Source organism: Allobranchiibius huperziae (genome assembly GCF_013410455.1).
GTDB lineage: Bacteria > Actinomycetota > Actinomycetes > Actinomycetales > Dermatophilaceae > Allobranchiibius > Allobranchiibius huperziae.
In genome coordinates this window covers 394,147-413,792 of sequence record NZ_JACCFW010000001.1, presented here as the reverse complement: position 1 = coordinate 413,792, position 19,646 = coordinate 394,147, and the positions used below count along the sequence as shown (strand labels likewise).

The 19,646-nt window shown below is 63.2% G+C and carries 12 protein-coding genes, 1 tRNA gene and 1 pseudogene; 9 read left to right on the top strand and 5 right to left on the bottom strand.

What is annotated here, in order from left to right; all coding sequences use genetic code 11:
* The first annotated feature begins 38 nt into the window (after positions 1-38).
* The 6 genes from HNR15_RS01995 to brxL are packed head-to-tail and all read left to right on the top strand — an operon-like array spanning position 39 to position 12,884.
* Positions 39-641 carry a DUF1819 family protein gene (locus HNR15_RS01995; RefSeq protein WP_179478707.1) on the top strand — a complete coding sequence of 201 codons (603 nt, stop codon included), beginning with the start codon at positions 39-41 and terminating at the stop codon, positions 639-641.
* Positions 638-1,252, top strand: coding sequence for a DUF1788 domain-containing protein (locus tag HNR15_RS01990; protein WP_425484495.1), 615 nt, complete (start codon positions 638-640; stop codon positions 1,250-1,252). Before HNR15_RS01995 ends, HNR15_RS01990 begins: the two co-directional genes overlap by 4 nt.
* 4 nt (positions 1,253-1,256) lie before the next feature.
* Positions 1,257-4,727, top strand: coding sequence for a BREX system P-loop protein BrxC (gene brxC / locus HNR15_RS01985; protein ID WP_179478704.1), 3,471 nt, complete (start codon positions 1,257-1,259; stop codon positions 4,725-4,727).
* The gene (gene pglX / locus HNR15_RS01980; protein ID WP_179478702.1) at positions 4,727-8,230 is read left to right on the top strand and encodes a BREX-1 system adenine-specific DNA-methyltransferase PglX; all 3,504 of its coding nucleotides are present in this window, start codon (positions 4,727-4,729) and stop codon (positions 8,228-8,230) included. Before brxC ends, pglX begins: the two co-directional genes overlap by 1 nt.
* Entirely contained in the window at positions 8,223-10,712 is a 2,490-nt protein-coding gene (gene pglZ, locus HNR15_RS01975) for a BREX-1 system phosphatase PglZ type A (protein ID WP_179478699.1), read from the top strand. The genes pglX and pglZ overlap by 8 nt, the downstream gene beginning before the upstream one ends.
* 12 nt (positions 10,713-10,724) lie before the next feature.
* Entirely contained in the window at positions 10,725-12,884 is a 2,160-nt protein-coding gene (brxL, locus tag HNR15_RS01970; RefSeq protein ID WP_179478697.1) for a BREX system Lon protease-like protein BrxL, read from the top strand.
* 230 nt (positions 12,885-13,114) lie between these two features.
* Here the strand turns inward: brxL and HNR15_RS18040 are convergent.
* A pseudogene (locus HNR15_RS18040) lies at positions 13,115-13,854 on the bottom strand (ISL3 family transposase); the annotation flags it as partial.
* A 300-nt stretch (positions 13,855-14,154) separates the two neighbouring features.
* Between HNR15_RS18040 and HNR15_RS01955 the strand changes: the two are divergent.
* The 3 genes from HNR15_RS01955 to HNR15_RS01945 all read left to right on the top strand — a co-directional run bounded on the left by HNR15_RS01955 (position 14,155) and on the right by HNR15_RS01945 (position 16,016).
* Positions 14,155-15,180, top strand: coding sequence for a hypothetical protein (locus tag HNR15_RS01955; protein ID WP_179478691.1), 1,026 nt, complete (start codon positions 14,155-14,157; stop codon positions 15,178-15,180).
* Between the two features lie 6 nt (positions 15,181-15,186).
* Positions 15,187-15,354: a DUF4236 domain-containing protein gene (locus HNR15_RS01950; RefSeq protein ID WP_179478689.1), complete on the top strand. Its 168-nt coding sequence runs from the start codon at positions 15,187-15,189 to the stop codon at positions 15,352-15,354.
* Between the two features lie 383 nt (positions 15,355-15,737).
* Complete coding sequence (locus tag HNR15_RS01945; RefSeq protein ID WP_179478687.1) at positions 15,738-16,016, top strand: hypothetical protein; 279 nt, start codon at positions 15,738-15,740, stop codon at positions 16,014-16,016.
* Positions 16,017-16,094: 78 nt separating this feature from the next.
* Here HNR15_RS01945 and HNR15_RS01940 read toward each other — a convergent pair.
* The 4 genes from HNR15_RS01940 to tmk all read right to left on the bottom strand — a co-directional run bounded on the left by HNR15_RS01940 (position 16,095) and on the right by tmk (position 19,628).
* Positions 16,095-16,167, bottom strand: a tRNA-Thr gene (locus tag HNR15_RS01940).
* A gap of 163 nt (positions 16,168-16,330) precedes the next feature.
* The gene (locus tag HNR15_RS01935; protein WP_343048375.1) at positions 16,331-17,785 is read right to left on the bottom strand and encodes an alpha/beta hydrolase; all 1,455 of its coding nucleotides are present in this window, start codon (positions 17,783-17,785) and stop codon (positions 16,331-16,333) included.
* Between the two features lie 71 nt (positions 17,786-17,856).
* Positions 17,857-19,005, bottom strand: a complete 1,149-nt coding sequence (locus HNR15_RS01930) for a DNA polymerase III subunit delta' (protein ID WP_179478677.1) — start codon at positions 19,003-19,005, stop codon at positions 17,857-17,859.
* The gene (gene tmk, locus HNR15_RS01925) at positions 19,002-19,628 is read right to left on the bottom strand and encodes a dTMP kinase (protein WP_179478674.1); all 627 of its coding nucleotides are present in this window, start codon (positions 19,626-19,628) and stop codon (positions 19,002-19,004) included. Before tmk ends, HNR15_RS01930 begins: the two co-directional genes overlap by 4 nt.
* Between the last annotated feature and the right edge of the window lie 18 nt (positions 19,629-19,646).

Below are 19,646 nucleotides of genomic sequence, written 5' to 3'. Positions count from 1 at the left end.
TCTGATCAACTTTGCCGTTGCCAACGAAGGAGGTGCCCATGATGACTAATTCATCGACGCGGTATGCGCTGTCGTTCACTAGTGGCACCCTGCTCGCCGCGCAAGCAGCTGTGGTTGCTCCCATATATCTGCGGACGCGAGACTGGACGGCCACTCGCGCTCAGGTCAAAGAGGAGAACGTCCTCCAGAGCCGTGTTGCCAGGTCGAACACACGCATGCTTGGCGCACTCATCCCACGCCTTCAACTCCTCAACGAGGCCGAACTTCAGATCGTCGCCGACGGCACGTCCACCGAGCGCGGCCACGTGATGTGGGTGGCCGCATGCCACCTCTACTCCCTCATCGGGGAGTTCGCCGAGGAGGTCTTACGGGAGCGATTTCTGACGCTGGCGGGTACGCTCACCTACGAGGAATACGACTCCTTTTATCGCTCCAAAGCCATGTGGCACGACGAGCTCTACGACGTCACCGACGACTCTTACAAGAAGCTACGGCAGGTTCTGTTCAAGATGATGGTCGAGGCGGGGCTGTTGACGAAGCAGGGCCGCATCGAGCCGGCTCTCCTGTCTTCCTGCGTCGCAGAGTGCCTGAATCAGCATACGCCGAGCGATATTCGATTCTTCCCAACGAGAGTGGCGTGAGAGCCGTGCATTCAAGGACGACGCTGACCCAGCAGGAGGAGCACCTGTTCAGGGTGCTGAGCAGCGAGCGCTTTCTGAAGATGGAGGGCTTGGGCAACGAGGTCGCCCACTTCATCTACGACTACGACCCGGCGTGGGCGCTCGACGTCGCCCAAGCGAAGAAGCGCATCAAGACCAAGCTCGACACCGATCTGGGCATCGAGGTCTTAGAGATCAACCTGTACGACCTATGCGTCGCTCTTCTCAAGGAGCGCAACGTCTGGGATCGCGTGTTGGCCGCGGAGCCGACGATGGACAAGCCCGATTTCCTCAAGATGCTCCAGAACATGCTGGACCCTCAGATTCACCTGGCGCCGGCCATCAAGGCACGCATCGAGGCGGAGTCGTTCCAGATCCTCTTCCTCACGGGTATCGGCGAGGTGTTCCCGTTCATTCGCTCGCACACCGTGCTCAACAACCTTCAAACCGTCGTCTCTGACAAACCGATGCTGATGTTTTTCCCAGGACGTTACGAAGTGTCGGCGACGCAGGGATCATCACTTGTTCTGTTTGGACAGCTCAAGGACGACTCCTTCTACCGCGCTAAGCGCATCCTCGACCAGGAAGCATGACCCGATGAAACTCAACGAGATCTTCCTCAAGGACGTCACCCGATCGATCGAGGGTGTTGTCAAGGCCGACGACGTCGACCACCTTGGCATCGAGGTCGAGGAGTATGTCTTCACGAACGACGCGGCCAAGGGTGTGGCCCCGCTGCTGGAGGAGTACACCAACTACACGAACGCCAATGGCGTGTGGATTTCGGGCTTCTTCGGCTCTGGTAAGTCGCACCTCCTGAAAATGCTCGCCCACCTCCTCGGCGGCGTTGAGGGTCAGGCGTTCCCGCGCGATGAGGTGAGCGAGAGCTTCTTGGGCAAGACTGATGACGCGATGCTCATCGCCTCACTGAAGAAGGCCGCCGCCATCCCGGCGAAGAGCCTGCTCTTCAACATCGACCAAAAAGCCACCCTGATCGCCAAGGATCAGTCAGACGCGCTTCTCAAAGTCTTCGTCAAGGTATTCGACGAGAGCCGCGGCTACTTTGGCAACGACGGGGCCGTCGCGCGCTTCGAGGAGGATCTCGACAAGCGCGGCCAGTACGACGCGTTCAAGGCCGCGTTCGTGAAGCACGCCGGCATCGACTGGGCGCAGGGACGAGAGCAGACGGCGCTCGAAGGCCACAACATCGATAAGGCGTTCGCCGACGTCAACGGGGAGGCCAATCCCGGCATTATCACGCATTACCAGAAGTCCTACGCTGTCTCCATCGAGGACTTTGCCACAGCCGTGAAGGCGTGGATCGACAAGCAGGAGCCGGGCTTCCGGCTTAATTTCTTTGTCGACGAGGTCGGCCAGTTCATCGCCGACGACGTGAAGCTCATGCTCAACCTTCAGACGATCGCCGAGTCCCTCGACACAAAGTGCAAGGGACAGTCGTGGGTCTTTGTTACCTCCCAGGAGGACATGGACAAGGTCATCGGTGACCGGACCAGGCAGCAGGGGAACGACTTCTCCAAGATCCAGGCACGGTTCAGCGCAAAGGTGAAGCTCACCAGCCAGGACGTGGAGGAGGTCATTAGCAAGCGCCTCCTCGAGAAGAACGACGCGGGTGCATCCGAGCTTATGGCCATCCACGTCAAGGAGGGTGCGAACTTCAAGACGATCTTTGACTTCGTCGACGGTGCGAAGACCTACCGCAATTACGTTGACGGCGGGCGCTTCATCAGCACCTACCCGTTCGTGACCTACCAGATCCCAATGTTCCAAGCCGCCATCGAGGGTCTGTCGGACCACAACATGTTTGAGGGTAAGAACAGCTCGGTCGGTGAGCGGTCGATGCTCGGTGTGGTTCAGGAGGTTGCTAAGCGCATCGGTGCGGAGCAGGTGGGCTACCTGGCCACGTTTGACCAAATGTTCGCCGGGATCAGCGCGGCGCTGAAGTCTGCAGCTCAAAGCGCCATCCTTCAGGCCGAGAAGCACCTTCCCGACCCGGGATCCGACGTCACGGTCCTCGCCAACCGACTGCTGAAGGCGCTATTCCTGGTCAAGTACGTCGACACGTTCAAGGCCACCCCCCGCAACCTCACCGTGCTCGTTTACGACCGTTTCAGTCTTGACCTCAACGCGCTCGGCAAGAAGGTGCAGGAGGCGCTCAACTTGCTAGAGACGCAGTCATACGTCCAGCGCAATGGCAATGTTTATGAGTACCTGACAAATGAGGAACAGGAGATCGAGAAGGAGATCAAGTCGGTCGACGTTGACTCGTCCGAGGTCTCAGGCAAGCTCTTCAAGTACCTCTACGCCGACATCCTCAAGACGAACAAGCTCAGGTACGTCAAGAACGGCCAGGACTTCCCGTTCGGCTACAAGCTCGACGACGTCGTCCAGGGCAACCAGCGCGAGCTGACCGTTCACTTCATCACGCCCGAGACGAACTACACCGACACCGAGATCGCCGCTCAGAGCATGGGCAAGGACGAACTGCGCGTCTTCCTTGGCCGCGACAAGCGGCTGCTCGCGGACCTGCGTCTGCTGCTGAAGACGGAGAAGTACGCTAGGCAGCGCACCAACTCGGGTGCGTTGCCTTCGACGCATGCGATCCTCCAATCCAAGCAGGTGCTCAACGCCGAGCGCGAGAAGGAGCTTATCGAGCGCCTCCGCCAGTCCGTCGGCAAGGCGCAACTGACCATCAATGCCGCGGAGATCACCTCCGGCTCTCAGGATGCAGTCACGCGCGTGAGCGACGGATTCCAAGAGCTCGTCAAGCGGACTTACACGAACCTCGGGCTGCTCGGCGGGAAGGTCTACCCGGAGCAGCAGGTCGCGGCGGTCATCCAGAACGACCAAGGCCTGTTCAGCGCGGAATCTCTGAGCGCGCTCAGTTCGCCCGGCACCGAGATGGAGTCGTGGATCATCGCCCAGGCCAAGCTTGGCGAGCAGGTCACCGTCAAGAAGATCGTCGACCGGTTCGAGTCCAAGCCCTACGGGTGGGACCTCGGCTCCGTCGAGGTCGTGCTCGGTTGGTTGGTCGGTAACGGAAAAGTCGCGCTTGCGGTCGATGCGAACCCGGTCGTGCGGACCGAGGCTGCGTCCATCATCCGTAACACCGGCAAGCAGCAGCACACCGTCGTCGCGCCGCAGACGGCGTACGACGCGACGAAAATCGCCAAGTTCAAAAAGTTCTGCACCGACTTCTTCGACGAGGGCTCCGTACCAACCGACTCGACCGAGCTGGCCCGCTTCGGCAAAGACAAGCTCGCGGCCAAGCGCGCAGAACTCAACGCCCTCGCGAGCAGTAGCCGCTATCCGTTTGTCGGCCAGCTCTCGGGCGTCGTCACCCTGCTCGACCAGGTCGTCGGCAAGCCCATCGACTGGTATCTCAGCGACTTCGACAAGGCCGACGAGCTGATCGAGGCCAAGGGGGACCTGGTCGATCCGATCAAGTCCTTCCTCAACGGCCAACAGGCCAAGATCTTCGACGAGGCGAATGCCCTCCTGAGCGCCAACACCGGGAATCTCGGCTACCTTCCCGCAGGCAGCGCCGATCCGGTGAAGACGCTCCTTGCGGACACCAACGCCTTTCGTGGCAACAAGATGAACCAGCTGAGGGTGGCGGTGGACTCGCTCCGTGGCCTGATAGACGGCAAGATCAGCGAACGCCGAGCGGCGGTGCGGAGCGCCATCGAGGACAAGTTGGCGAGCCTGCTGGAGGAACCGATCTACACCGGAGCAACGGCCGAGGCGCAGAAGGCGGTTGCAGGACACGTCGACATCGTGTTCGCGAGCCTGAAAGACGAGCGACTCGTCGCGGTGATGGAACAGACTGGAGCGCGATTTGTCACGACGATCTATCCAGGCCTTGTCGACCAGCTGGCAGAGTCCGCGAACCCAACTGTGCCGGTAAAGCCATCCGTAGCGCTCAACACAATCAAGGTGACCAGTGGGCCAGCACTCATCGAAAACGAGACCGATCTGAGTCACTACCTGGCAGCGCTCCGCGCAGCACTCGTTGAGACCCTGAACGCCGGAAAGCGAATCACGCTCTGATGCACACCGCACCGCTGAAGTCATTCGCCACCTCGGCGCGCACCGAGCTCATTCGCGAAGTGGGCGCGCGGATCACCGCCGTTCTGGCCCCGGGCGCGCCCGAGCGTGTGGAGCAGGCCAATGCCGTAACCGCGCTGGAGCGGGCCATCGCCGGCGAAGGCGGAGGCGACAAGGGCAAAGCACACGTCGCCGACAAGGTTGCGTACACCTGGTTCAACCGCATCATCGCGCTGCGGTTTATGGACGCCAACGGCTACACCGGGATGGGCGTTGTCTCCCCGGCGGCCGATCAAGTCGGCCAGCCCGAGGTGCTCGCCGCCGCCAAGCGTGGCCAGGTCGACGAGGACGTGGTCAAGGGCACGCACCTTGCGACCATCACTGGGCTGCTCGACGGCACCCGTCAGCCGCGCCCCGGAGTTGATGCCCAGGCCGAGGCATACGCGCTCCTCCTAGCGGACTACTGCCGCTTCTGGAACGCTGCCATGCCCTTCATGTTCGAGCGCGAGGGCGACTACACAGAGCTGCTCATCCCGGCGAACTTGCTCGCCGACGGCTCTGTCCTCAGCCGGTCCGTCACAGTGCTGACCAAAGACGTTTGCCAGGACGTCGAGGTCATCGGCTGGCTCTACCAGTTCTACATCTCGGAGCGGAAGGACGAGGTCTTCGCCGGGTTTAAGAAGAACAAGAAGGCCGGCGCCGATGAGATCCCCGCGGCCACCCAGCTCTTCACCCCTCACTGGATCGTCCGCTATCTGGTCGAGAATTCTCTCGGCAGGCTTTGGATGCTCAACCGACCGGCGTCGGGTCTGGGGAAGCACATGGAGTACTACATCGCTCCGGTCGACGATGAGACCGACTTCCTAGAGATCAGCAAGCCCGAAGACCTGAAGGTCATCGATCCGGCCTGCGGATCCGGCCACATGCTCACGTATGCCTTCGACCTCCTATACGCGATCTACGAGGAGGAGGGCTACGCGCCTTCAGAGATTCCGGGGCTGATCCTGGCCAGTAATCTCCATGGTACGGAGATTGACCCGCGCGCGGGCGCACTCGCAGCGTTCGCGCTCACAATGAAGGCCGTAGCCAAGCGCAAGGTCTTCCTCAAGAACCCGGTCGAGCCGAACATCTGCGTCCTCGACCCGATCGCGTTCAGTCCTGACGAGCTCGACTACCTCGTTACCAAGGACGGTGATCGTTACGCGGAGGAGGCGTTCTGGAATCAATTCGCGGAGGCCGAGACCTTCGGATCTCTGATCACGCCAGACCCAGCCTTGGTCACCCGCCTTGCAACTCACCTGGAGACGCTGAGCGACGCGGGCGACTTGTATCGGGCCGATGCGCTCCTCTGGGCTCGGCAGGCGATTCGCCAAGCGGAGTTCCTGACGCCACGCTACGCCGTTGCGATCGCGAATCCCCCGTACATGGGCATGAAAAACATGGATTCGCAGCTTGTCCAATTCGCCCAGACGTTCTACACAGACTCCAAGGCAGACCTCTTCGCAATGTTCATCGAACGCTGCCTGGCCCTTGTAGACAACGGGGCCGGGTTGGTTGCGATGATCACCATGCACTCGTGGATGTTCTTGGCATCCTTCGAGAAGCTTCGAGCGACGCTCCTCAACCTAGCTCCTCCACTGACGATGGCCCATCTGGGAGAGCGCGCCTTTGATACGATCGGCGGGTCCGTCGTATCAACGACGGCCTTTGTCTTGCAACGGCAGCGAGGCCAATATTGGCATGGCACCTATCTGCGTGTGGTGGACGGACGAAACGAGGCCGAGAAGGCAGCGTCGATTCGAAACGCCGTCCGAGATCCTGGGGATTCTCGTGTCTACAACGTCGTTCCGGCCTCGTTCATAGCGCTGCCCGGTACGCCGTTGGCGTACTGGTTCCCTCCCACGCTCTTGGACGCGTTCAAGAACTCACCGTCGCTCGACACGACTGCCCGCACCGCGAAAGGCCTTGTTACTGCCGATAACGCGACCTTTGTTCGGCAATGGTGGGAGGTAGCGAGGTCGCGCATCGGGTTCGACTATCCAGACCGGGCGACCGCCAAAGCCTCCGGCACGCGTTGGTTCCCGTACGCAAAGGGGGGCGATTTCCGACGCTGGGCTGGGAATCTTGAGGCGGTCGTCAATTGGGAAGGCGACGGGAACTTGATCCAGAAAACGCTGACAAATGATGGATCTCGAGTCAGGGCAACCAACTTCAATCTTGACCGAATCTTCAAGCCTGGAATTGCGTGGACAGTCGTCACCACCAACGACCCATCATTCCGCAAGGTCGACACTGGCTACCTATTCGACGCCGCAGCGGGTCTGTGTCAGTCCACCGACGACGAGTACACGCTCGCTCTCTTAAATTCCTCGTCCGTCAAGCAGGTGCTCGCCGGACTGAACCCGACAATGAACCTTCACCCCGGCTATCTGGGAGCAGTACCCGCGCCGTTCGATAGTGCCCGCGACGCGGCGCGAGCCTCGGCTGCACGCGCAGTGAAGTTGTCTCAGGCGGATTGGGACACTCAGGAACGGTCGTGGGACTTTGAAGGAAGCCCCCTGACCGAACATGGACCCTCGATCGAATCTGCTGTCGCTGCCGTGCAGGCCGACTGGTCGTCGCAGGTCGGCGAGTTGCACCAGATCGAGCAGGAGAACGATCTTCACTTTGCAGAGTTGTTCGGCTTCAACGGAGACGTCGAAGTCTCGTCGCTGGAACGAGTCTCACTGACAACTAACACGGCATTTACATATCGCGGACTCGCAGAGCAAGAAGCGCTTCGCGCCCAGCGAGATGATGCCGTGCGCGACCTCATTTCCTATGCGGCCGGTTGCATGTTCGGGCGCTACAGTCCCGACGAGCCGGGCCTGATCCTCGTGGATCAGGGCGCGACTTTGCAGGACTATCTCGCGAAAGTTCCGAGCCCGACATTCACGCCAGAAGCGGACAATGTGATCCCGATCGTGGACGGCGACTGGTTCGAGGACGACATTGTCGGCCTCTGCCGGCGGTTCCTGCGAAATGCGTTCGGTGAGCAGCACTTTGAGGAAAACCTCAACTTCGTCACCGAGTCGCTCGGAGTGCGGAACCTGCGGGACTACTTCATCACCACGGCGGGCAAGTCGAAGTTCTATGACGACCACGTCCGGCGGTACAAGAAGCGCCCGATCTACTGGCTTTTCTCCAGCCCCAGGGGCTCGTTCAACGCCCTCATCTACATGCACCGTTATACACCCTCGACCGTCTCAACCGTTCTGTCCTATCTCCGGGAGTACGTCACGAAACTGGAGTCGGCCCTCCAGCAGGCGGAGCGCGCTGGAAACGCGAAGGAAGCCGATCGGCTCCGTAAGATCCTTGTTGAGTTGAACGAGTATGAGCACGACACGCTTTACCCGAAGGCATCCCAGAACGTCGTCATTGACCTCGACGACGGCGTCAAGGTCAACTACCCGAAGTTCGGCACCGCTCTGAAGAAGATCACAGGCTTGGAGTCTTCCAGTGACTGACGTGACCTCCGTCCAGGACGTCCTCCGAAGTCGGCTCGCCGCCAAACGGATCGTTTTCTGGCATGACCCGGCGGGCGAGTATGCCGCGGACCTTGACGCCCTCGATCTCGGCGTCAGCGTCATCCGCGTGCAGGACGACGAGTTCAGCGTGAAGAGCAGGCTCCTCGCAGACCACGTCACCCCACACCTCGTGTATCGCACGGGCGTCACGCCGCGAGGAACGGGTAACTGGCTGCTTGACCTGGAACTCGCCTATGGCGTCTTCACGGCGGACAAGACCTCGATGCTTCAGCAGGAGCTCGGTCTCAACGACCCGGCTTTCGCACCAGTCATCGAGCAGCATCAAAAATTCTTTGCCGCGAACAACCGTAAGCAGGCGCTCGAGAAGCTCCTGGCCGACGGGGACGACGCCACTCGCCTCCGCGCCAAGATGAGCCAGGTCTTGGTGAAGGCATCAGGCAACAGGCTGACTGACATCACTCGGGAACTGCTGGCCGAGAATGCCGCAAGCAGGACAGCGAAGCTGGATGACCTCGTCAACTTCGGACTCGACCAATTCCTTTGGGACGGGCTCGCCAGCATCTACAAGTACCCCAGTGCGACCCCAACAATCGACGACTTCATCCTGTGGACGTTCAGCCGGGCTGCCGAGGACTTCGCCTCCGACGTCCCAGGCGAGTACCGCAACATCCGGATCGACTTCAACAGCTTGCGGTACGACGTCCGTGGCCAAGACATGATGGCGAAACTGGCCTCACGTGCCGCTGATGCACTCGACATCAAGTCGAAGATCGAGCACCGCGACTACCGCGAGCTGGTCCCGGTCACGATCTTCGAGGAGGTCGACCGCAAGGTCATCGTCGACCTCGCGGCCGCTGTGGCGGCTCAATCCGTGGCACCCCGCGAGGTCGCCCATGTGGTGCGCCAGCGCCAGGAGAGCCTCTGGAAGAACAAGTACGCCAAGTTGTACGAGGCGATCCAGAGCGCCTCGGAACTCCTGGCCACCATCGCAGCCCTACCGAACGCGATCGGCTCCCTGGACCTTGGACTTCAGAAGTACCAGTCCGACTGGTTCCGTCTTGACCAGCACTACCGCTGGTTCACCTACGCCTACCAGACCGCTGACTACCAGCAGCCGCTAGCGGCGCTCAAGACAGAGGTGGATAAGCAGTACGCCAACAAGTTCCTCTATGACTTCGGCGGGCTGTGGCAGCAAGCGATGGAGCCGACGGGCGAGTGGAAGTCGGAGGTGCTCGCCCCTCAAGCGAAGTTCTTCGACAACCACGTCGCTCCCGTAGTCAAGGACGGCCGCACCAAGGCGGTGGTCATCATCTCGGACGGCATGCGCTACGAGGTGGCGGAAGAGCTCGCTTCGCTGATCCGCAACGAAGACCGCTTCGACGCGTCGATTTCGGCTCAATTGGGGGTGGTCCCGAGCTACACCCAGCTGGGTATGGCTTCGTTGCTTCCTCAATCGACGCTGGAGCTGGACCCTGAGGCGTTGCCGGTTCTGGCCGACGGGAAGCCTACGAACGGCACGGTGAACCGCGACAAGATCCTGCAAGGGGTCAAGGGCCACGCAATCTTAGCTGCCAGCGTGTTGGCAATGCCCGGCGACGAGCTGCGTGAGCTCTATAAGCAGCACCAGATCTTCTACGTCTACCACGACCGCATCGATGCGGCCGGAGACAAGGCTCCGACCGAGCGGACCGTCTTCGAGGCTGCGGAAGAGACCCTTCGGGAGTTGATGCTCTTAGTGAAAAAGTGGACAAACGCGAACGCAACGAACATCCTGCTCACGGCGGATCACGGGTTCCTCTATCAGGACATCCCGCTGGAGAAGTCGTACTACGTCTCGGAGTCACCCCAGGGTGAGGCAGTCACGAAGATCAACCGTCGCTTCGTGTTGGGTCGGACGCTGAAGGGCTCCCCGTCGTTCATGACGTTCACGTCGGCCCAGGCCGGTCTCGCTGGCGACATCGACATCCAGATCCCGAAGTCGGTCCACCGCATCCCACTGCCGGGCGCCGGCACCCGCTACGTACACGGTGGCGCATCTCTCCAGGAGATCGTCGTCCCGGTGGTGACGGTCAACAAGAAGCGCAAGAGCGACGTCCGACGCGTCAACGTCGACCTGATGCCTGAGACCGACAAGATCACAACGGGCCAGCTTGCCGTCAGACTGCTTCAGCGGGAGCCGGTGGCGGACAAGATCCAGCCGCGCCAGGTCCGCCTCGGCCTGTATGTCGGTGAGACGCTGATCTCCGACCAGCCCATCCTTACCTTCGATAGCGCATCTCAGGATCAGCGCCAGCGATACCAGTCGACGACCCTCTACCTGACTCAGGACGCCGACGACTTCAACAACCGCCCGGTCGAGTTGCGTCTCGAAGAGCCCATCCCGAATACGACGCAGTGGAAGTCGTTCTCGAAGGGCAACTACACCATCAAGCGTTCGTTCACGACGGACTTCGACTTCTAGGAGGTTCTTGCGATGACCGAACAAACCGACCCTGCTGAGGCCGTGGACGATTTTCCCGACGGCGTTGATGACGCGTCAGCTCCTACGGGCCCGCCTGCGAAGTCCGCCCTCGACCGGAAGATCAACGACGTCTTCGGCGGCGCGGTTGTACGCAAAGACTTAGTCAAGGCCGTCAAGGGCAACGCCATTGTGCCCTCGTTCGTCCTGGAGTACCTCCTGGGCCAGTACGCCGCTTCAGACGACGAGGCGACAATCCAGTCCGGGATCGAGAGCGTTCGCAAGATCCTTGCGGACCACTACGTCCACCGAAACCAGGCCGAGCTCATCAAGTCGAACATTCGTGAGAAGGGCCGCTACCGCGTCATCGACAAGGTGCAGGTCCAGCTCAACGAAAAGGACGACACCTACGAGGCCGAGTTCGCGAACCTCGGTATCAAGCAGATCCTCGTCTCGCCAGCGACTATCAAGGCGCACCCGAAGCTGCTCGTAAGCGGCGTGTGGTGCATCTGCGACATCGAGTACCAGCACAGCGAGAACGCCCGCGTCGTCCCGTGGATTCTTGGCTCCATCAAGCCGATCCAGTTGTCGAACTTCGACTTCGACGGTTACATCACCTCGCGCCGTGAGTTCACCACCGACGAGTGGATCGACCTCCTAATCCAGTCCATCGGGTTCGACCCGGAGCTGTTCGGTCGCCGAGCCAAGCTCATCCAGCTGGTGCGCCTTATCCCGTTCGTCGAGCGCAACTACAACCTCGTTGAGCTCGGACCCAAGGGCACCGGCAAGTCACACATCTTCTCGGAGTTTTCACCTCACGGCATGTTGATCTCTGGCGGGGAGGTCACGGTCCCGAAGCTATTCGTCAACAACTCCAATGGTCGCCTCGGCCTCGTCGGCTACTGGGACGTCGTCGCCTTCGATGAGTTCGCGGGCAAGAAAAAGCGCACCGACAAGGCGCTCGTCGACATCATGAAGAACTATATGGCGAACAAGTCGTTCTCCCGTGGTCTCGAGACGTTAGGTGCCGAGGCGTCGATGGTCTTCGTCGGCAACACATCGCACAACGTGCCGTTTATGCTCAAGCACTCCGACCTGTTCGACGAGCTGCCCGAGAGCTATCACGATTCGGCCTATCTCGACCGCCTGCACTGCTACATCCCGGGCTGGGAGGTCGACACGATCCGCAGCGAGATGTTCTGCGACGGCTATGGGTTCGTCGTCGACTACATCGCCGAGGTGCTGAAGTCGATGCGCGACGCCGACTACTCGGATCGGTACCAAGACCACTTCACACTGGGCTCAGACATCTCCACCCGCGACCGCGACGGGATCCACAAGACGTTCTCGGGTCTCATGAAGATCATCTACCCCCACGGCGAGGCGACGGAGGATCAGATCGAGGAGATCCTCCGGTTCGCCGTCGAGGGCCGCAAACGCGTTAAGGACCAGATCCTGCGGATCGACTCCACGATGGCTGACGTCAAGTTTGGTTACTCCGACAAAGCCGGCGAATGGCGTGCCGTCACGACGCTTGAGGAGGACGAGTACCCGGCTTACTACCACCAGCGGGGTGGCGCGACCGGTGGCGAAGTGACGACCGACGGTGGCTCTACCGACGACACGGCGTCGACGGCTGCGGCGGTCGAGGTAGCGCCGAAGCCCGAGCCGCTGTTCGAGGGGCACCGCGACTTCCAGGAGAACCAGCGGGGAGTCTCCTACGAGGGCCTGCTGCTGCCCTATCTGCGGAGAGCGACAGACATCAGGATCGTCGACCCCTACATCCGTCAGTTCCACCAGGCCCGCAACCTCATGGAACTGATCGAGGTGATCGCGCGCACCAAGGACCCCGCCGATGAGGTGAAGGTCTTCCTCGTCACTAGCGAGAACACCGAAGGCCCCGAGAAGATCCAGAAGCAGATGGAGTTCCTTCTTCGGGTGAAGAAGGCCGCTGAGGTTGCTGGAATTAATCTCGACGTGAAGTTCGATGCAACGATCCACGACCGCTCCATCGTCGCGAACTCCGGCTGGCGCATCAATCTCGGCCGCGGCCTCGACATCTTCCAGTACTTTGCGAGTGACACGTTCGAGCTCGCGGCCAAGCTTCAGTCATATCGACAGGTAAAGGCGTTCGGTGTCACCTATATCCGAGAGTCAACAGTCGGCGACGGTTAGGTGGCCCCCCAATCTCCTCGTGCCAGCGACGCGCGGTGTGCATTTTCGTCGGTTGGTGGGGCGGGTCGATGGAAAGCCATGAGGCGCCCTCACCGCCCACTCGATCAAAACGTACGGGCGCCGTCGACCGACCACCGAGCGCTAGGTGTGACGCTCGTTGACTGTGCCAGCCAAATAGTCGGCTGTTCGACAGGACGTCCCCACCGCTCCTCGAGATCATCAGTGGCTCTTCACAAACCAAGGTATAGTCGTGATCTGACGCCGCCGGTCGCCACGAGCTATCTGAGATATAGCTGGTGAGGTTGCGGAACGCGAGGGTGGAGCCGCGCAGGTGTTCCAGGCGTCCGTTGACCGCCTCGGTCGGGCCGTTGGACGTGCCGGGCCAGTCGACGTAGGACAGCACGGCGGCGGCGCGCGTCTTAAGGTCAGGCCCAGCGTGATGATCTCGGTGAGCGCCGTCGGGACGCCTGAGCCGATGGTCTGGGTCAGCCTGGTCATTGTGGCCATGCCCTGCGCGCAGTCAGGTCACGGTCGGCCGTGACCATCCGCAATTAGATTCCCCAGGTGGTCTCGACCTCGACGTGGTCGACAACAGCCTAGAGATCTCGGCCAGCCGATCCATCTGCTTGTCGGTGGGCAGACCGGTGCCGGCGTGCAGGGTCCGCCGCGCCCGGTAGAGGGAGTCGCTGGTGCGGCCGCGGTGGCCGTGAGTGTGCTCATACACCGGCGCCGGAACTGGTCCAGCGCGTCGCCGGCTAACCGGACCACCTGGACGGGGTCCACTAGCGCGACCGTGTCGGGTAATTCCTCAGTCATCGCCGTCTTGAAGCTGGTGAGCCTTCCAGCGCCACCACCTCAACTGCGTCAGGCCTGTGGGCGCTGTGCGAGCCGGGTCTTAAAGGGCCTGCTTGGAGCGGCCCCGCACCATGTGCAGCAACCCCACTGGGCCACTCCCGTCACGGATCCCGGTCCGCGCCTCGATCCCTACCCCAAGCCCGGCACGTCGAGCATCGCCCTCGACGACGAGACCACACGACTACACCCAGGATTGCGAGGATCCACTTTCCAATCCACGTCACACCACCGTTGACACTGCGGAGCCCCTTCGTGATGTCTCCCGGCTAGCTCACCTAACCTACGGGGACGATTCGATAGCTGCCCGATTCGACAACGTCTCCGGTCACGACCGGGCGCTGAGGCCTCCGATTGGGTTGCGATCTCTGTATCTTGTTGTCAGCAGATCCGCCGTTCTGCCGCCACGAGGGGACCCATGCAACTCAACCAGATCACATTCGCCGATGCTGCATCAGTTCGAGTGATCCAGATCAGCGCATTGCACTTGGACTACCAGCACTCCGATCTTGCAGCACGCGGGGCGAAACGGTCACACCTCGACTCCCTCATTCAAGCGACAGTCGATTGGGCAACCTCGATTCAACTGCCGGAACACTTGGCACCCATAACCGCACTGAGCTTGGGAAAGGAGCTCGAAGCCAGCGCGACCACGCTGCTCAAGGCGCATGCGCCACACCTGAGCGAAGATGCGTTTGCCGCCGTCCTCATTGAGTCTGCACTCGGAGCAGACTGGCCGAAGGGAAGTCGGTGGTCACTCAGCCGGGCGCAGTCGATCCGAACGTCGGCAGCACTCCTCTACCCGGCTCTCACTACGGACGATGTGAGTTCCACCATCGGGGCGCACAGACGTGCTAGCAAACGCCTCCGCAAGGACGCGCTCAGCCCGAGAGCGCAAGTCGGTATGGGGGCGTTCATGGCTGCCGGGGCCCTGCTGTCGGGCGGGGCGGTAAACGCGGTTGGTACAGCCGTCGGGACTCAGGTCCTCGGCCTCTCCGGAGCAGCGGCAACCAGCGCAGGACTTGCGTTCATCGGCGGGGGCAGCCTTGCTGCCGGAGGCTTCGGTATGGCTGGTGGCCAGCTTCTAATTAACACGGCTGCCGTCGGTGTGAAGTCTGCGTCCAAGGCACTACTCGGCGCGGTAATCGCAAAATCCTCATCCACGGTCTTCATCAGCGAGTTGGCAAAGCTCGACGTTCTGGTCGGCCTTGAACCACGCAGCCGCGACTCTGTCGTGGAGGGGCTTCGCGAGCTGAAAACGTCAATCAACCACGACCGTACGAAAGCTGACGGACGAGATGCCAAGAATCTCGCCACTTCAGAGCGCGCGATCGACTTCGAGATCAGGCACCTTACGTCCCCGGGGTGGAAACGAATCGTCGCCGCTGGCCCACGCCTCGCGGGCACGCCAGCCCTTTCCAAGCTCCTCGATCGGATCGGGTGAGACGGTATGGCGTTCTCGTTCCAGAAGCGTCGCCGAGTCGGACCGAAGACCTGGCTGAACGTCTCGAAGTCAGGGCTGAGCGCGTCGCACCGGGCTGGCCGGGTGACCGTCAACAGCCGCGGACGCATCAACATCAACTTCGGTCGTGGATTGCGTTGGCGTAGCAAGGTCTGATTGCGTCTCACGTCACGTCACAGGATTGTCAAAGGGGATCTGCGCACATTCCAACCTTTGGCCTCAGGGCGCGCTACTGCTTGGCCTTGACCACGGTGGCGTTCATGTCGGTCACCGCCTGTTCGGGCCCGTCGAAATGAGCTTCGCTCCCGGCCACCACAGTGAACGGTCACGGCGACGGCCTTCGCCACCTCGGTCGCACCCTCATCGACGAGCACTATGCCGAGCCCCTTGACGACCACGGAGATGGCGACCACACCCCGGCATCCACTGCGGATCCGTCGACCTCGGCATCGAGCTCCTCGCCGCCTTCGCCGACTTCCACGATCCACGCCACCGATGCCCCAACCACCACAGCGCCCGCCACACCGTCCGCGCCAAGTTTGGACTTCGATGCGGCCTGGGCGAAGAAGACGGCCGGATGGATCGTCGACGAGATCAAGACCATCGACGGCCGGCTCCCGGGCGCGGACCCTGCGACGTACAAAGCGCGGCTGGTCACCTCACAGAACTTCTGCTCCGACGCGTTCGACATCGAGCCTGACTCGGCATCGACTGCAGCAGCGAAGTACCTGGCGGTTCGGCAGAACACCCCGCCGATCCTCAAGGCCATCAATGCGGCGCTGGGCACGCACTTCGTACTTCCGCCGGCTCCGGAGTGAGCCGGGGAATTATTTGGGTCTGCTCTGGATGAGGTGCCCGGACGCAAGAACGCCCCCACCAGCGGTGAGGGCGTGTCGAGCCGCTTATCGGAGTCGAACCGATGACCTATTCATTACGAGTGAATTGCTCTACCGACTGAGCTAAAGCGGCGTGCGCCCCAGCAGCCAGGCTGCTTGAGCGCGCGGCCGAGTATACGCAGGGACCCGGCCCAGGCTCGAATCGGGCGAGCACCCAGCCACGGTGACGGCGTTGGCGGCGAGTGACGGGGATCGAACGCCGTCAACGGGCGGGAAGGCCGTCAGGATGGAGGAGCTCAGCAGCGTGTGCCCTCTGCGGGCACCTTGCCCTCCAGCAGGTACGCGTCCACCGTGTCGTCGACGCAGCCGGACTGGCCGTACGCCGTGTGCCCGTCACCGTCGTACGTCAGCAGGTGCCCGTTCGACAGCTCTGAGGCGAGCCGCTGGCTCCAGGCGTACGGCGTCGCGGGGTCGCGCGTCGTGCCCACCACGAGGATCGGGCCCGAGCCAGCCGCAGAGATGCGGTGCGCGGTGCCGGTCGCCTTGAGCGGCCACTCGGCGCAGGTCAGCCCCGACCACGCCAGGAACGGCCCCCATGTCGGCGCGGTCTTGGAGAACGACGTCACGTCGGCCTCGTAGGTCGCCGGGTTCGAGCTGGACGGCTGGTCGAGGCAGTTCACCGTGTTGCCCACCTGCATGATGTTGCCCTGGTACTTGCCGTCGCTGCCGCGGTCGGCGTACTGGTCGGCCAGCGCCATCAGACGGTCGCCCTTGCCACTGAACGCCTGCTTCATCGCCTTCGTGAGCGTCGACCACGACCCCTTGTCGTACATCGCCTCCGCGATGCCGAGCGAGGCCCAACCCTCCGTCAGCTTCTTCACGTCGCCCTGGCCGGAGACCGGCAGCGGCTCCGCGTCGACCTGCTTCAAGAACGCCCGGATGCGCGCCATCCCGGCATCGACGGAAGACCCGAGCGGGCAGTCCCCCGACGACACGCAGTTCGCGACGTACGAGCGGGTGGCCAGCTCGAAGCCGCCCGCCTGCCCCTGCGCGACCTGCTCGGACGTGAGATCCGGCGGCACCACCCCGTCGAGCACCATCCGACCGACGTTGTGCGGAAAGAGGCCGGCGTACGTCGAGCCGATGAGCGTGCCGTAGGACTTGCCCAGGTAGTCCAGCTTCGGGCTGCCGAGCGCGGCACGCAGCACGTCGAGATCCCGGGCCACCTCGACGGTCGACACGTGCCCGAGCAGCGGCCCGGCGTTCGCCTTACAGGCCGCGCCGAAGCCCTTGGCCGTGGCGGTGGCAGCCGCCACCTCGGCTGCGTCGTCCGGCGTGGGGTCGGAGCCCAGGATGCTGTCGAGCTGCGAACCGCTCACACACTCGATCGGATCCGAGCGCTGCACCCCGCGCGGATCGAAACCGACCACGTCGTACGCCTTGCGGATCGAGCCGGTCACGATCTGGTCGGCTGCCGCCGCGTAGTCGTAGCCCGACCCACCCGGGCCACCCGGGTTGACGACCAGCGAGCCCTTGCGCGACCCGGTGGCCGGCACTCTGTCGATCGCCAGCTGGATCGTGGCGCCGGTCGGGTTCGCGTAGTCCAGCGGCACGGTCAGCTTCGCGCACTGCACGCCGTCGCAGTCCTTCCACGCGATCTTCTGGCTGTAGAACTTCGCCAGCGTCGGCGTCGGCGCACGGGTCACCGACGGGGGCACCGGCGTCGAGGACGATGGGGTGGACGAGCCCACGAGACTGCACCCCGACAGCGCCAGCGACGCACCCACAAGAGCGGCGGACGCGGTATAGAACGACCGGCGCCTCATACGCGAACCCCCTTGACCTGCAACGAGATGGTCATCGACTCCAACGCCAACAGCGGCGGCACCGCGGCCTCGATCCGCTCCCGCGCCACCCCGATCGCGTCCATCGCGTTGAGCAGCTGCTCGGCGCTGTGGCTCTGGGCGACGTCGCGCACCTGATCGCCCAGGTCCGCGTTCACCAGGTCGACCGGCGCACCCGAGCGCACCATCAGCGCGTCCCGGTAGAGCGACAGCAGATCGACCAGCGCGCGGTCGACCACGTCGCGGCCGAAGCGGGTCGCCCGGGTCTTCTGCTCCTTCTCCAACGCCGCGACCTGCGAGCGGATGTGCGGCGGCTGCGTGCGGGCGGCCGGGTCGGCACCCAACTGCTCCATCAGCCGCGTCCGCTCGGCAGCGTCGCGCTCCCCGGATGCCGCGCTGGTCTCGTCGCCGGCAATGGACGCCAGCGTCGCCGCAGCGGTCATTGCCTCACCCAGGTTGTGGATGCCGCCGGCGAAGCGCAGTGTCTCCCGGCGGCGTTCGCGCGCGCCCTCGTCGCGCGCCAACCGCAGCGCGAGCCCCACGTGGGACTGCGCCGCGCGGGCGCTGTCGAGCGCCAGCTGCGGGTCGATGCCGTTACGCCGGGTCAGCAGCTGCGCGACCGCCTCCGCGGACGGCGTACGCAGCCGTACGTGCCGCGAGCGGCTGCGGATGGTGATGATGACGTCTTCCAGCGACGGCGCGCACAGCACCCACACCGTGCGCGACACCGGCTCCTCCAACGCCTTCAGCAGCGCGTCGGCCGCGCGCTCGGTCAGCCGGTCGACGTCCTCGACCACGATGACCCGCCACGCACCCACCGACGGCCTCGCCTGGGCAAGCAGGGCAAGCTCGCGCGCCTGCCGCACCGGGATCGACAGGCCCGCCGTGGCGACGATCTCGACGTCGGCATGGCTGCCGTCGAGCGCCGTACGGCACTCGTGGCACTCACCACAGCCGTGCCGTGGGCACTCCAGGGCGGCGGCGAAAGCCCGTGCAGCAGTTGATCTTCCGGACCCCGGGGGCCCGGTCAGCAACCACCCGTGCGTCATCGCGGTCTGGTCGCGCACCGCCCGGTCGAGCGTGGTGACGACCGTGGGCTGGTCGATCACGTCGTCCCAGACGCTCACGGCGCGCACTCCACCATCGGCGCCACCCGGTCGCGCACCAGCGCCGTGACCTCTTCGGCCGGCAGCGTGGCGTCGACCACGAGGTAGCGGTGCGACGCGGCAGCGGCGAGCGCGAGGAAGCCCGCGCGTACCCGTTCGTGGAAGTCGGCCTTCTCCTGCTCCAGCCGGTCGCCCCCGGGCCCGCGCCGGGCCAGGCCGACGGCAGGGTCGAGGTCGAGCAGGATCGTCACGTCCGGCACCAGCCCCTGGGTGGCCCACCGCGAGACCTCGGCGATCTCCTTGGCGTCCAGCGTGCGACCAGCGCCCTGGTAGGCGATCGAGGAGTCCTGGTAGCGGTCGGCGATGACGACCGCGCCGCGCGCCAGCGCCGGGCGCACCACCGTCTCCACGTGGTGGGCCCGGTCCGCAGCGAAGATCAGCGCCTCCGCGCGGGGTGCGACGTGGTCGCCGTGCAGCAGCAGGTCCCGCAGCTGCAGCCCGAGCTTCGTGCCCCCCGGCTCCCTGGTGACAACGACCTCCTGCTCACCCCGCGAGAGCCACTCCCGCAGCGCCTCGATCTGGGTGGTCTTGCCGGCGCCGTCGCCGCCCTCGAAGACGACGAAGGGGGCGGTGGCGGTCGGCATACCGCGAGCCTAGGTCAC

Coding starts and splice junctions, on each gene's coding strand:
- HNR15_RS01995 (WP_179478707.1), top strand. CDS start 39: ATGATGACTAATTCATCGACGCGGTATGCGCTGTCGTTCACTAGTGGC.
- brxC (WP_179478704.1), top strand. CDS start 1,257: ATGAAACTCAACGAGATCTTCCTCAAGGACGTCACCCGATCGATCGAG.
- pglX (WP_179478702.1), top strand. CDS start 4,727: ATGCACACCGCACCGCTGAAGTCATTCGCCACCTCGGCGCGCACCGAG.
- brxL (WP_179478697.1), top strand. CDS start 10,725: ATGACCGAACAAACCGACCCTGCTGAGGCCGTGGACGATTTTCCCGAC.
- HNR15_RS01955 (WP_179478691.1), top strand. CDS start 14,155: ATGCAACTCAACCAGATCACATTCGCCGATGCTGCATCAGTTCGAGTG.
- HNR15_RS01950 (WP_179478689.1), top strand. CDS start 15,187: ATGGCGTTCTCGTTCCAGAAGCGTCGCCGAGTCGGACCGAAGACCTGG.
- tmk (WP_179478674.1), bottom strand. CDS start 19,628: ATGCCGACCGCCACCGCCCCCTTCGTCGTCTTCGAGGGCGGCGACGGC.